Origin of the sequence: Ligilactobacillus murinus DSM 20452 = NBRC 14221, assembly GCF_001591685.1 — a bacterium.
Lineage (GTDB): Bacteria > Bacillota > Bacilli > Lactobacillales > Lactobacillaceae > Ligilactobacillus > Ligilactobacillus murinus.
In genome coordinates this window covers 20,639-32,731 of the sequence record NZ_BCVJ01000021.1, presented here as the reverse complement: position 1 = coordinate 32,731, position 12,093 = coordinate 20,639, and the positions used below count along the sequence as shown (strand labels likewise).

Here is a 12,093-nt window from a genome sequence, read left to right as displayed (position 1 = left end):
CACGTTTCATCCATTTTCCATGAATAAAAGGATTTTTTATTTTTCTTTTTCCAATTTTGATAGAGTAGTTTACCATATTCTTGCACCCAACGGTAAATCGTCGTATGAGAAACGTTAATGCCACGATCATATAAGATTTCTTGAACTTCACGATAGCTAAGGTTATAACGAAGATAGTAGCCCACGGCTACAATAATCACATCCTGCTGAAATTGCTTTCCTTCAAAAGGATTCATCGTCATTCCTCCTGCTATCTTTTTCTATTATTCTACCTTATTTGGTAGTAGATTTAAAACTTTGCAACAGACCCCCCCTATAAACATGGAAAAGTAGTAAAAATAGTTCTTATCCTAGTTGATTAAAAAAATCTCTGATTTCCTCATCTTTTATAAAATAATATATAATTTTCCCCCTCTCTTCTAGTGTCCAAGATGTTTTGATTGGCTAGTTTACGAAGATGGTGGGAGGCAGATGCCATACTGAGATTTAGTAAACAGGCTATATCGCAGACACAGAGTTCTTCAACAGCAAGGAGATAAAAGATGATATTTATCTGTTTATTATCGGTAAACTTTGATAAAATGCGAAGTGATTTTTGGACTTTTTCCTTTTCAAGGTAGTTCGTTGCGGTTGTAACATTTTGTTGATTTATAACATTCACTTGGCAGATACTATCTTTTTTCAAAATATTTTCTCCTAGCCTAACACAGTCCATAGCATGTCAAAACTGTTGTTTTCAATCAGGATATATATCCCTAATCCTAAATAAACAACGGCAATAAACCATCTGCTATATTTTTCCAAAGTTTCTCCAACAGAAGGGACTTGTGCCAATTTTTGGGCAGAAAAAACCAAGAGATAAATCATGACTAGAAAAGTAAGTAAAGTCACTATCAAATTCGCTAAATTTAAGGTGGTAAAATATGGGACAAAGACACCAATATTGTCAGCGCCACAACTTGCAAAAGTAATCATAGCGACTAGAAAAATCAGGTTTTTATTGTCTTTTCGCAAACCATCTTTTGCAATGGCTTCTCCATCAGAATCTCCTAAAAGCAAAACTTTGAGGCCTAGGAAAATTGGAATCAAACCGAGTAAACCTAAAATCTCTTTACTAGGAATATAATTTAAGACAAATGCAAAAAGCAAACTTAGCAATATTAGACTAACAGAGCCTAGAAATTGTCCTAAATAGATGTTAATGATGTCTTTTCTGCTTTTTCTTTTGGCAAAAAATAACATTAGAATAATAAGTAAGTCTACGGCTGTCCCAGAATACAGGATTATTGAAGTAACAACATTTTGAATCATAAAACACCTCATTCAAATATATTTTTGAATATATTCTAACATTAAACTTTGTAGATATCAACTTAAAATCCACCAAAATATAGATAAGAAGTTAGTGTACCAAATATTAAAAAGCCCCGCCATCGAAATGATAGCAGGGCTTAACTTCAATATCCAGATGATATATTTATCTAAAAAAGGTAGAGTAAAAGGTAGAGTTTTTATTGATTTGTAGTACGATATAATGAGTTTCAAAAAATCAAAAATCGCTTAAAATCAATATTTTGACGTCTATTGACGTGTACTGAAACCCTTACTTAACCTCAGTTAAAATGACGTAGATAATTATTTTATGACGGATATTTATCGATCAAAAAATAGCTTCCAGAAATTCAGTTTCTCTGGAAGCTATAAACTATAGTTGCATGCCGCTTGAATGTCGCGAAATAACGTGATTTTTATTCAGCGAGTAAAACCGTATATTCAACTAACACCAGCTTCTCTCACTTCCATCAAACAAATTTTCTTAAACACAATTCATCCCTAAACTTACGATATTTTTTCACACATGTGTCTATTCATCTAATCCATTTTTTTGATACGCTTTGATGAACACCCAGATGTCTACTCCCAACCAGGCTAGTAACACAAAAATATCACGAAAATCTAAATGATAATCATAAATATCTTTTACGTAATCAACTAAGATTCCCATATAGACCCAATCAGTAAACATCTTTACAAATTCATTCAACGTTCCAAATATCGGAAGCATCCCTAGGATCAAAAATAATGGCGTCACATACGCACTTGCTTCGGTCGTATTTTTAGAAATAATACCGATCGTAAAGCCCAACAACATCGTAATCGCTGTTGTAACAAGCGTTATCCCAATAAAATACACGAAATTTCTTAGAGAAAGTCGTACATTACAAATTGGAAGTAAGACTAAATTGATCCCCTCAACGATCAAAGTATAAGGAACTAGACTTCCTATGATATATTGTTTTCCTGAAATCCCACTAGTCATCAAAACTCGCAAGGTGTGCTTTTCCTTTTCTTCAGCTAACATCGAACTTCCCAACAATACTGCTCCCATTACTATACTCAAACTTAATGACATCCCTAGCGAAAATAAACCATCAGCTTCTGAAAAATCACTACCTGATATCATTCTAGCGCTCAATGTTAGCCCCACTGGCATCAACAATGTCATACAGACAGGGATATTTGCAAATACTAACCTTATTTTTAGGTCCATCAAAGCTAAAACTTGCCTCATTTATCTTTACCGCCCTTCACTAACTTCAAAAAAATGTCATTTAAAGTAGGTTCACAGGTGTGTAATGTGGCTACTTTTTTATTTTCCAATAAGGCTGAGATTTGAAGTAAGTCTCCCCTAGTTTCTGTAAACTTCAAAAATTCTCCATTTTTTAGCATCAACTCATATTTCACTTTAGGATTATATTTCAGCTTCAACTCGTATGGCCTTCCGATCTCGATTACTCTTCCTTGATGTAAAAAGATAACACGATCACAGATCTGTTCAGCTTCCAGCATATCGTGAGTAGTTAAAATGATCGTTTTACCCTGCTGCTTCAATTTACTTAGTAACTCATGAATAGCTACGGTATTTTTTGGATCTAATCTACTCGTTGGTTCGTCTAATAATGGTAGCTGTGGCTGATGTAATAGTGTTCTACACAATAAAAGACGCTGTTTTTCTCCACTTGAAAGTTTAGTTACTTTTTTATTCCGTAACTCATATAGGTCAGTTATTTTTAGTAACTGATCAACTCTCTTACTATTTATATTAAAAATCTCGGCAAATAACTGCAAATTATACTTAATGCTCAATGTCTCATACAACCCATCGCTCATCATTATTCCTAAATTTTCATATGTTTTTTGAGATATTTTCCCTCCTAAAATGTCAAACTGTCCACTATCAGGCAATAGTTGTCCCGTTAATATCTTTAAAAGCGTTGTTTTCCCAACACCCGATGGCCCAATTATGCCTAATATCTCCCCTTTTTTTACACTAAAAGATATATTATCCAAAGCTATCTTAGTTCGATATCTGTTTTTATATTTCTTACATAGCTCAGATACTTGTATTACATCCATTTGATCACATCCAAATTATTGATGCTTAAAGTATAACCAAAAAAATCAGCTTTTTGATAGATTCTAGCTGAAATGTAGCAAAAGCATCCTAAATTGTACCCTTCAACAATTCTTTTAGTTCTCTTACTTTAGTTCGTGATACTGGGATTTCTGTTCTATTTTTCAACACTACACCATAGCTATTTTTCCCATAGGTGACTAACGCTTTTATTCTAGCAAGATTTACTAAATATGAACGATGACAACGATAAAAATATGGTAATTTACTTTCTAATTCACGTAACGTTAAATTACCTTTATATGTCTCTTTCCCGACTATCTGTACCTTACCTGCGATACTTTCAATATACTCTATTTCATCCGATGCTAAACATATCGTCTTGCCATCTATTTTGATCAGTAGTTTAAGTTCATTCTTTGTTACAAGCCACAATTTTTGAGTTTCACTCTCGTAACTATATACTGGTATATTTAGATTATGCAATTCATCCAAATAAGCCGAAAAAACTATAATTTTTGTTTTATGAGCTAAATTCTTCACCCCTGTTAAACAAGTATTAAGCCCTGCTTTATCTAGCCCTTGAAATGGTTCACTTAATAAACAGATTTCTTTATCCTGAAGATCCATTCTAGCTAAACTTACTAATCGCTTTTGAATATTATTAAGTTGCTTTATTTTTTTCTTTCTAATCTCTGATACACTATATTTTTTCTCAATTTCACCCAAATTTTAGTTGAAGTAGCTGATAATTTAGCAAACATTTTTAAATAGGTATTGACCGTTAGTTGTTCATATAACCCATCATCAATTTGAAAACAAGCGACTGCATCCATTTCTGCTTGAACAGCATCCATTATCTTTTTACCATCTTCCATACTTGCATTTATCGCTAAGCTAGTATCCAGCTTTTCCATGATCTCACCTACTATTATTTTTCTCACCTCTAGTATTTCCCAAGAAATATTATTTATACCATAGCACAGTTATAGTTGATCATGCCATATAAAAAACACATCCCAGCTAAACGCCAAGATGTGTTTTCTTCTAACCCACTGAGTCTTCCATTTGATATTCGATCAAGCGGTTCAACTCAACCGCATATTCCATTGGTAATTCTTTGGTGAATGGTTCAACAAAGCCCATGATGATCATTTCAGTCGCTTTTTCTTCAGAGATCCCACGACTCATCAAGTAGTAGAGCTGTTCTTCAGAGATCTTGGATACTTTGGCTTCATGTTCCATTGAAACATTACCATTCAAGATCTCATTAAATGGGATCGTATCGCTGGCTGATTTATCATCCATGATGATCGTATCACATTCGATATGGGCAAATGAACCATCTGAGTGCCGGCCAAAGCGGACTTGTCCGCGGTAATCGACCCGCCCCCCATCTTTACAAAGTGACTTCGAAACGATCGAAGACGAAGTATTTTTAGCATTATGGATCATCCGTGCTCCAGTATCAGAGTCAATATCCTTCCCCGCAAAGGCGATCGATAACATCGTCCCACGCGCACCACGACCATCCAAGTAAACACTTGGGTATTTCATGGTAACTTTTGAACCTAAGTTACCATCGACCCATTCCATCGTTGCATTCTCCAAAGCTCGCGCCCGCTTAGTCTCTAAACTATAAACATTATCGGACCAATTTTGGATCGTAGTATAACGACAATAAGCATCTTTTAAGACATTTACCTCAACGACCGCTGCGTGCAAACTATCTTCAGAATAGTTTGGCGCAGTACAGCCTTCCACATAATTGATACTTGCTCCTTCATCGACAATGATCAAAGTTCGTTCAAACTGCCCTGAATTACCCGCGTTGATCCGGAAATAACTTTGGATCGGCACTGAGACTTTAACACCCTTTGGTACATAGATAAAGGTCCCACCTGACCAAACAGCCGAATTCAAAGCTGCCATCTTGTTATCAGCTGGCGGGATCAATTTTCCAAAGTATTTCTTGACTAGTTCGGGATATTCTTGGACAGCCGAATCAGTATCCATAAAGACGATCCCCAAGTTATCAAAATCCTTGCGCATATTGTGATAGACCACTTCGGATTCGTACTGTGCCGAAGACCCTGCTAAATATTTACGTTCTGCTTCAGGAACTCCAAGACGATCAAACGTCTTTTTGATCTCTTCAGGCACATCATCCCAATCACGAGCCACGCGATCAGAATCACGTCTAAAGTAATTGATATGTTCAAAGTCAAGAGGTGACAAGTCAGGGCCAAAATCAGGCATTGGCAACTTGCGGTATAATTCATAGGCTTTTAACCGAAAATCTAACATCCATTCTGGCTCATTTTTAGCAGCCGAGATCTGACGAACGATATCTTCTGTCAAGCCTTCCCCTGTTGTAAAAAGCGGTTCAATATCATCTTTAAAACCGTATTTGTATTCGCCACCCAATTCAGGCATTGTATTTTCACTCATGGGCTTTGTCCTCCTTTTCTAATGCTTGGTAGATCGCTTTCCAGGCTAAAGTTGCACACTTGATCCGGGCTGGAAATTGAGCGACCCCTTCTAAGACGACAGCATCGCCTAATAAGTCTTCATAATCTTTATCTTCATTTTTAGTGATCATCTCTGAAAATGCCTCGACCATCTCACCGACCTGCGCTGGCGTCTTACCGATCACTTCATCGGTCATCATTGAAGCTGAAGCTTGTGAGATCGTACAGCCAGTTCCATTAAAGGCAATATCAGCGATCTTACCTTCATCATCTAGTTTGACTTCTAGCTCTAACACATCCCCACAAATCGGATTGCGCAATTCGATCTGCTTATCGGCTACAGGAAGATTACCATGATGATGGGGACGATCAGCATGTTCTAAGATCATTTGACGGTATAAATTATCTAAACTGGATAAACTCATCGAAAGAACTCCCTTGTTTTGATCAATGCCTCCACTAATTTATCGGCATCTTCTTTAGTGTTATACAGATAAAAACTAGCCCGGGCTGAAGCTGCGATCTGTAATTTTTTCATCAACGGTTGGGCACAATGATGACCAGCCCGGATCGCAACGCCCTCCATATCAAGCGCCGTTGCTGTATCATGGGGATGAAGTCCTGCAAGGTTAAATGAAATGATCCCTGCATGTTTAGCTGGATCAGCAGAACCATACAATTCAAAACCATCGATCGCTTGTAGTTTAGGCAAGACATATTCCATCAACTCGGTCTCATGTTGTGCAATATTGGCTAACCCAATTGCTTTTAGATAGTCGATCGCTTTGCCTAAAGCGATCACGCCCGCAATATTTTGGGTCCCACCTTCAAATTTCCACGGAACCTCTTTAAAAGTCGAATGCTCTAATTCGACAAAATCGATCATCTCACCCCCAAAATCAAGGGGCGCCATCTGGTTCAACAATTCTAGCTTGCCCCACAAGATACCAGTTCCCGTTGGGCCTAGCATCTTATGTCCGGAAAAAGCTAAAAAATCAATATCTAATTCTTTGACGTCTACTGGCATATGCGGAACTGATTGCGCCCCATCCACGACCATGATAGCGCCGTTTTGATGCGCTAATTGAGCAAGTTCTTTGATCGGATTGATCGCTCCTAAAACATTTGATACCTGCGCTAACGATACGATCTTAGTCTTTTTAGTGATCAGGTGCTCGGCTTTTTCTAAGTCAACTTGACCATCCGTATTTAAATCTAAATAGACTAGCTTTGCTCCTGTTTTTTCGCAGACTTGTTGCCAGGGAACGATATTGGAATGGTGTTCTGCATAGGATAAAACGATCTCGTCTCCCGGCTGCAGGAACTTTTGGGCATAGCCCCGCGCGATCCAATTGAGACTTTCTGTTGTACCTTTGGTGTAGACGACTTCACGTTCACTATCAGCGTTGATCAACTCTTTGACCTTTTGGCGCGTAGCTTCATAAGTATTCGTTGCTCGTTGGGCCAAAGTATGCACGCCGCGGTGGACGTTAGCATTGTCATGTTCATAATAGTCCACTAAGCTTTTTATCACAGCTTGTGGTTTTTGAGTCGTAGCCGCATTATCCAAATAGACTAACGGCTCGCCGTTGACTGTTTGATCTAAGATCTTAAAATCAGCCAAGATCTCATTTTTCATCTTGTCCATCGATAAGCTTCCTTTCGATCATGTCGGAAAGCTCTGTTTGGACTTTCCGGCTTGGAATGGCCGTCAAAACAGGTCCTAAGAACCCACGGATCACTAAACGCTCAGCGATCTCTTTTGACAAGCCCCGACTCATCAAATAATACAACTGGTCTTGATCGACCCGCCCAACACTGGCTGCGTGGCCAGCAGTAACAGCATTATCATCGATCAATAAGATCGGGTTAGCATCACCTCGAGCTTTAGTCGAAAGCATCAAGACCCGACTTTCCTGTTGCGCATCGGCTCCTTTAGCACCATGAATGATGTGACCGATACCGTTAAAGACCAGCGATGACCGGGATAAAATAACGCCATGTTGGAGAATATGACCGATCGAATGTTTCCCATAATTAGTCACGCGGGTATCGATCCCTTGAACTTGTTTGCCCGTCGAGATCGCAACGACTTTAGTTTCAGCATGAGAACCATCACCGATCAAATCAGAGTCAAAGTCCCCCACGATATTACCGTCATTCATCATCCCCATCGACCAGTCGATCTTAGCATCTTGCTCCAAATGTCCCCGCCGATTGAGATAAGCAGTTGTATTCTTACCCAAGCGATCAACACTGGCAAACTTCACATGACTGCCTGCCTTGGCAAAGACTTCCACGATCACGCTAGCAGTCGTCTTTTGTTCACCACAAGTCTGCAAATTCTCCAAATATGAAACCTCACTGTTGACATCAGCGATCAATAAAACATGGTGTACAAAATCTTGTTTTGTCGTGGCATCTTGAATGAAATACGACGTCAAAGGTTCTTCTACTACGACATTTTTAGGTACGTAAATCAATACCCCACTAGTAACATTAGCAGCATGTTGCATATTCAAGCGATTTTCATCATCTTTGATCGCTTCCATGAAGTACTCTTCGATGAATTCTGGATGTTCTTTTAAAGCTGTTTGCCAGTCACAGACGATCACACCTTGAGCTTTTAACTTTGGATCAAGCTCTAATTTAGCAGTCGTTTGCCCAAATTCAACAACAACATTATTGTTGATCGTGATCTCAGCTGCCTTAGCTTCTGGAAGTTTATTTTGGATCACTTGCACTGGCTTAGTCACTTCGATCGGCCAACGTTTGTATTTGATCTTTTCAAAGCGTGGCATCTCAAGTTCTTGAGCTTTTTCTAAAGCTTGGGTCCTTTTTTGGGTAAACCAGCTCGGTTCGTTAGTTTGCTTACCAAACTCTACTAGTGCCTGGGCTTGTGTTGTTAATGCACTCATTTTTGCCACCACCTAAGCTTTATCTTCTGCTAGCTTGATATCAAGCCCTAATTCGTCACGGAGACCAGCATAACCTTCAGCTTCCAAACGCTTAGCTAGATCAGGGCCACCAGTCGTTACGATCCGGCCATCCATCATAACATGCACGACATCGGGCACGATATAGTTCAAGAGCCGTTGGTAGTGTGTGATGATCAATGAACCAAAGTCTGGACTGCGCATCTCATTTACTCCCTTAGAAACGACTTTTAAGGCATCGATATCCAAACCAGAATCGATCTCATCTAGGATCGCAAATTTAGGTTTGATCATCATCAGTTGCAAGATCTCATTGCGTTTCTTTTCCCCACCAGAGAAACCTTCATTGAGGTAACGTTCTGCCATCGAAAACGGCATATCTAAAAAGTCCATCGTTTCTTCGAGATCTTTTAGATATTTTCTGATCGAGATCGGTTCATCTTTAGGTAGCCGAGCATTGATCGCACTGCGGATAAATTCAGCATTCGTGACCCCGGGGATCTCAGCTGGATATTGCATCGCTAAAAATAACCCTGCACGCGCGCGTTCATCGACCGCCCAATCTAAAATATTTTCACCGTCTAATAAGATCTCACCTTCAGTGATCGTGTAAGCAGGATTACCCATGATCGCTTCTGATAAAGTCGACTTCCCAGTTCCATTAGGGCCCATGATCGCATGGATCTCACCTGTCTGCATCTTGAGATCAAGCCCTTTCAAGATCGCTTTTCCCTCGATCGAAACGTGGAGATTTTTTACTTCAAGAGTTGACATTTTTCATTCCTCCGCTAAACTAAATAAGTATACTATCATCATTGTAGTCTAATTGAGAATTACTTTCAATTAGAAAACCTTGTTCAAAATATAATTACGAAAGAAGGCATACACGTGCAACCAATCATTGGTATTATCGGAAATTTCAACGGCGCTTTAATTCCCGAACACGCGAACTTACCTATCTCCTATATCGGGCAAGGATATTTAGATGCCGTTAAAAAAGCTGGTGGGATCCCTGTGATCATCCCACCTAAGAGCTCACTTGAGAGCATCAGTACTTTGATCGAGCGGATCGACGGCCTTTTACTTCCTGGCGGTAAAGATATCGATCCTTATTTTTACGATGAAGAACCAAGCTTAAAATTAGGTGCGATCGACTCGACCCTTGACGCTTTTGAGATCGAATTTTTACGCCAAGCTTATGAACGCGATCTTCCAACTTTAGGTATCTGTCGCGGGCTCCAACTTGCTAATGTCTTTTTAGGTGGCAGCCTTTACCAAGACTTAAGTGACTATGATAAGCTAGCCGTCAAACACAATCAATATCAAACGGCACCTTGGCAAGCACTAACACATTCGATCGAAGTCAAAAACGATAACTTGATCCAAGACTTCTTTGGTACTTCAGCACGCGTCAATTCATTTCACCATCAAGCGCTAAAAGATATCTCTTCTGAATTGATCCCGGTAGCTTACAGTTCAGATGGGATCGTAGAGGCAGCAATTGGTAAAAACTTTAATTTCTTAGGTGTTCAGTGGCATCCTGAGACCCTTTACCAAGACCACGAAAATTCGTTAAAGCTCTTCATCCATCTTGTCAGTGAAGCTAAAAAATTTGCCAAACAAAGATAATATAAAAGGCTAAAAATCAGTATTTTAACGTGATTTTTAGCCTTTTATTTATTTTGATGACTAAAGCCAAGTTTCTTGATAAACTTCAGGCTTAAAGCCACAAGTTACGGTATTTTCATCGACCATCAGCGGACGTTTGATGAGTTTACCATTTTCCGACATCATTGTTGCCGCCTCGTCTTTTGTCATCGTGGGAACTTTTTCTTTTAAGTTCAACTTGCGGTAGTCTTGACCACTGGTGTTGAAGAAATAACGCAATGGGCGGTCACTTTTGGCAAAGATCGCTAGAAGCTCTTCTTTAGTTGGGGGAGCTACCACCAGATCTTGCTTGTCAAATTGAACTTGGTTTTCCAAGAGCCATTTTTCGGCTTTTTTACAGGTACTACAACGTGCATAACAATAAAATTTCTTCATTTACACTCACCCTATCTAAAATCTGTCCCATTACTAAACATATAACTCTTATTGTGATAACGCATCGACATCACAAAACCGATCCCGATCATATTTCCGATCAGCGCTGAGCCCCCCTGACTGACAAATGGTAATGGAATACCTGTCAAAGGTAAGAGCCCGATATTCATCCCGATATTTTCAAAAACGTGGAACAAGATCATCATGATGACCCCAGTCGAAATATAAGCATAAAACTCATTTTTCGTATCAAAAGTCACCTGGATCATTTGAAAGATCAACAATAAGTAGATAAAGATCAATAAACAACAACCGATAAAGCCAAAGTTTTCTCCGATGACCGAAAAGATCATATCTGATTGACGTACCGGCACGTAAACATTGGAAACATTGAAACCTTTACCTAATAGCTGCCCTGAACCGATCGCTTTCATACTTTGCCAGAGTTGATAACTACTACCACTAGTGCTCCCAGAAGGGTCGAGCCATGAATCGATCCGTTTGAACTGATAGGCCTGAAATCCGATCTTTTCAAGTAAAGTCCTATCATAAACAACTAAAAAGATCGCTAAACTACCTAGAACAGTCACGGCTCCCGCGACCGGTGCAATGATTTTCCAGGTGATACCTGAAACTAAGATCATCCCTCCTAAGATCGCAAAGAACACGAGCATCGTCCCAAAGTCATTTTGTAGCTTCAATAAAACTGCCACGGGGATCGTCCAAGCAAAGAGTTTACCTAACAATAACCAATCCGAACGCATCGTGTGTTCAGGATACTCACTATTATGTTGCGAAATGACCCGCCCCATCATCAAAATAAAGGCAGGCTTCATCACTTCGGAAGGTTGAAATGATAACGAACCGATCGCAAACCAACTCTTAGCCCCATTCAAATAGGCCATTCTTCGACTATAAAAAAACAACACTAAGATCAGTAAAAAGATCCCGATCCCATAGGCTAGTGGTGCGATCTTCCATAGTTGCTCAGCATCAAACTGCATAATAAAGATCACTGCACCGATCCCTAAAACGTACCACATCGCTTGCGTGATCATCGTACGTGTCACACTAGTCGTACTCATATCATGGGTCAAGGCAACATAAAGCGAGATCATCCCGATCACAGCTAACACGAGGACCGAAAAGATAATGCCCCAATCGATACGAGCATCATCGTCTTCATCACGGCGTAAGAACTGTTGTCGCGCCATTAAAAGTCACTCCT

Annotated in this window: 15 protein-coding genes and 1 pseudogene; 2 read left to right on the top strand and 14 right to left on the bottom strand. The window is 39.4% G+C overall.

What is annotated here, in order from left to right; translation table 11 throughout:
- The 3 genes and pseudogenes from LMU01S_RS05595 to LMU01S_RS05585 all read right to left on the bottom strand — a co-directional run.
- Positions 1 to 236: IS6 family transposase (locus LMU01S_RS05595; RefSeq protein WP_169795905.1), on the bottom strand; the 236-nt coding region annotated here is incomplete at its 3' end.
- A gap of 109 nt (positions 237 to 345) precedes the next feature.
- Positions 346 to 685, bottom strand: a pseudogene (cadX, locus tag LMU01S_RS05590) (Cd(II)/Zn(II)-sensing metalloregulatory transcriptional regulator CadX).
- 11 nt (positions 686 to 696) lie between these two features.
- Positions 697 to 1,311, bottom strand: coding sequence for a CadD family cadmium resistance transporter (locus LMU01S_RS05585; RefSeq protein WP_056959751.1), 615 nt, complete (start codon positions 1,309 to 1,311; stop codon positions 697 to 699).
- Between the two features lie 28 nt (positions 1,312 to 1,339).
- Between LMU01S_RS05585 and LMU01S_RS10690 the strand changes: the two genes are divergently transcribed.
- The gene (locus LMU01S_RS10690) at positions 1,340 to 1,525 is read left to right on the top strand and encodes a FanG protein (protein ID WP_082613096.1); all 186 of its coding nucleotides are present in this window, start codon (positions 1,340 to 1,342) and stop codon (positions 1,523 to 1,525) included.
- A 339-nt stretch (positions 1,526 to 1,864) separates the two neighbouring features.
- Here LMU01S_RS10690 and LMU01S_RS05580 read toward each other — a convergent pair whose 3' ends face one another.
- The 9 genes from LMU01S_RS05580 to sufC form a co-directional block, all read right to left on the bottom strand.
- Positions 1,865 to 2,572: an ABC transporter permease gene (locus tag LMU01S_RS05580; RefSeq protein ID WP_056959753.1), complete on the bottom strand. Its 708-nt coding sequence runs from the start codon at positions 2,570 to 2,572 to the stop codon at positions 1,865 to 1,867.
- Positions 2,569 to 3,417 carry an ABC transporter ATP-binding protein gene (locus LMU01S_RS05575; RefSeq protein ID WP_056959755.1) on the bottom strand — a complete coding sequence of 283 codons (849 nt, stop codon included), beginning with the start codon at positions 3,415 to 3,417 and terminating at the stop codon, positions 2,569 to 2,571. Before LMU01S_RS05575 ends, LMU01S_RS05580 begins: the two co-directional genes overlap by 4 nt.
- Before the next feature lie 88 nt (positions 3,418 to 3,505).
- Positions 3,506 to 4,045 (bottom strand): LytTR family DNA-binding domain-containing protein, encoded by a 540-nt coding sequence (locus LMU01S_RS05570; protein WP_056959757.1) that lies wholly within the window; start codon positions 4,043 to 4,045, stop codon positions 3,506 to 3,508.
- A gap of 44 nt (positions 4,046 to 4,089) precedes the next feature.
- Positions 4,090 to 4,332, bottom strand: a complete 243-nt coding sequence (locus tag LMU01S_RS05565; RefSeq protein WP_056959759.1) for a hypothetical protein — start codon at positions 4,330 to 4,332, stop codon at positions 4,090 to 4,092.
- 130 nt (positions 4,333 to 4,462) lie between these two features.
- The gene (sufB, locus tag LMU01S_RS05560) at positions 4,463 to 5,866 is read right to left on the bottom strand and encodes a Fe-S cluster assembly protein SufB (RefSeq protein WP_056959760.1); all 1,404 of its coding nucleotides are present in this window, start codon (positions 5,864 to 5,866) and stop codon (positions 4,463 to 4,465) included.
- Positions 5,859 to 6,311 (bottom strand): Fe-S cluster assembly sulfur transfer protein SufU, encoded by a 453-nt coding sequence (gene sufU, locus LMU01S_RS05555; protein WP_056959762.1) that lies wholly within the window; start codon positions 6,309 to 6,311, stop codon positions 5,859 to 5,861. The genes sufB and sufU overlap by 8 nt, the downstream gene beginning before the upstream one ends.
- Positions 6,308 to 7,534, bottom strand: a complete 1,227-nt coding sequence (locus LMU01S_RS05550) for a cysteine desulfurase (protein WP_056959764.1) — start codon at positions 7,532 to 7,534, stop codon at positions 6,308 to 6,310. Before LMU01S_RS05550 ends, sufU begins: the two co-directional genes overlap by 4 nt.
- Positions 7,515 to 8,804, bottom strand: coding sequence for a Fe-S cluster assembly protein SufD (sufD, locus tag LMU01S_RS05545; protein WP_056959766.1), 1,290 nt, complete (start codon positions 8,802 to 8,804; stop codon positions 7,515 to 7,517). Before sufD ends, LMU01S_RS05550 begins: the two co-directional genes overlap by 20 nt.
- A gap of 12 nt (positions 8,805 to 8,816) precedes the next feature.
- Entirely contained in the window at positions 8,817 to 9,596 is a 780-nt protein-coding gene (sufC, locus tag LMU01S_RS05540; RefSeq protein ID WP_004049139.1) for a Fe-S cluster assembly ATPase SufC, read from the bottom strand.
- A gap of 114 nt (positions 9,597 to 9,710) precedes the next feature.
- Here sufC and LMU01S_RS05535 point away from each other — a divergent pair, with 114 nt between their 5' ends.
- The gene (locus tag LMU01S_RS05535; protein ID WP_056959768.1) at positions 9,711 to 10,451 is read left to right on the top strand and encodes a gamma-glutamyl-gamma-aminobutyrate hydrolase family protein; all 741 of its coding nucleotides are present in this window, start codon (positions 9,711 to 9,713) and stop codon (positions 10,449 to 10,451) included.
- Positions 10,452 to 10,511: 60 nt separating this feature from the next.
- Here LMU01S_RS05535 and LMU01S_RS05530 read toward each other — a convergent pair whose 3' ends face one another.
- Both LMU01S_RS05530 and LMU01S_RS05525 read right to left on the bottom strand, forming a co-directional pair.
- On the bottom strand, positions 10,512 to 10,865 hold the full coding sequence (locus LMU01S_RS05530; RefSeq protein WP_056959770.1) for an arsenate reductase family protein: 354 nt from the start codon (positions 10,863 to 10,865) through the stop codon (positions 10,512 to 10,514).
- 11 nt (positions 10,866 to 10,876) lie between these two features.
- Positions 10,877 to 12,079 carry an FtsW/RodA/SpoVE family cell cycle protein gene (locus tag LMU01S_RS05525; RefSeq protein WP_004049144.1) on the bottom strand — a complete coding sequence of 401 codons (1,203 nt, stop codon included), beginning with the start codon at positions 12,077 to 12,079 and terminating at the stop codon, positions 10,877 to 10,879.
- Between the last annotated feature and the right edge of the window lie 14 nt (positions 12,080 to 12,093).

Bases quoted from the DNA above. Each gene is read 5' to 3' on its own strand.
- sufB (WP_056959760.1), bottom strand. From the start codon at position 5,866: ATGAGTGAAAATACAATGCCTGAATTGGGTGGCGAATACAAATACGGT.
- LMU01S_RS05580 (WP_056959753.1), bottom strand. From the start codon at position 2,572: ATGAGGCAAGTTTTAGCTTTGATGGACCTAAAAATAAGGTTAGTATTT.
- LMU01S_RS05530 (WP_056959770.1), bottom strand. From the start codon at position 10,865: ATGAAGAAATTTTATTGTTATGCACGTTGTAGTACCTGTAAAAAAGCC.
- LMU01S_RS05565 (WP_056959759.1), bottom strand. From the start codon at position 4,332: ATGGAAAAGCTGGATACTAGCTTAGCGATAAATGCAAGTATGGAAGAT.
- LMU01S_RS05550 (WP_056959764.1), bottom strand. From the start codon at position 7,534: ATGGACAAGATGAAAAATGAGATCTTGGCTGATTTTAAGATCTTAGAT.
- sufC (WP_004049139.1), bottom strand. From the start codon at position 9,596: ATGTCAACTCTTGAAGTAAAAAATCTCCACGTTTCGATCGAGGGAAAA.
- sufD (WP_056959766.1), bottom strand. From the start codon at position 8,804: ATGAGTGCATTAACAACACAAGCCCAGGCACTAGTAGAGTTTGGTAAG.
- LMU01S_RS05525 (WP_004049144.1), bottom strand. From the start codon at position 12,079: ATGGCGCGACAACAGTTCTTACGCCGTGATGAAGACGATGATGCTCGT.
- LMU01S_RS05585 (WP_056959751.1), bottom strand. From the start codon at position 1,311: ATGATTCAAAATGTTGTTACTTCAATAATCCTGTATTCTGGGACAGCC.
- LMU01S_RS05575 (WP_056959755.1), bottom strand. From the start codon at position 3,417: ATGGATGTAATACAAGTATCTGAGCTATGTAAGAAATATAAAAACAGA.
- LMU01S_RS05570 (WP_056959757.1), bottom strand. From the start codon at position 4,045: ATGGATCTTCAGGATAAAGAAATCTGTTTATTAAGTGAACCATTTCAA.
- sufU (WP_056959762.1), bottom strand. From the start codon at position 6,311: ATGAGTTTATCCAGTTTAGATAATTTATACCGTCAAATGATCTTAGAA.